Genomic DNA, 360 nt, shown 5'->3' with positions numbered 1-360 from the left:
CCTACGGGTGGCAGCAGTCGAGAATCTTTCACAATGGGGGCAACCCTGATGGAGCGACGCCGCGTGGAGGATAAGGTCTTCGGATTGTAAACTCCTGTCATGCGAGAACAAGGTACTCAGGCTAATAACCTGATTGTTTGATGGTACCGCAAGAGGAGGGGACGGCTAACTCTGTGCCAGCAGCCGCGGTAATACAGAGGTCTCAAGCGTTGTTCGGAATTACTGGGCGTAAAGTGTGCGTAGGTGGCGTGGAAAGTCAGATGTGAAATCCGGGGGCTCAACCTCCGAATAGCATCCGATACTCCCATGCTAGAGAACTGGAGGGGGATCTGGAATTCTCGGTGTAGCAGTGAAATGCGT

Annotated in this window: 1 rRNA gene; it reads left to right on the top strand. The window is 53.3% G+C overall.

Annotated elements, in window-relative coordinates:
• A 16S ribosomal RNA gene (locus ACTHS4_RS11685) occupies window positions 1-360 on the top strand; the annotation flags it as partial.

This window comes from Neisseria sp. P0014.S009 (assembly GCF_051958155.1).
Lineage (GTDB): Bacteria > Pseudomonadota > Gammaproteobacteria > Burkholderiales > Neisseriaceae > Neisseria > Neisseria flavescens_C.
Note: the sequence above shows the minus strand (reverse complement) of the source record. Positions and strands in the feature narration are given on the sequence as shown.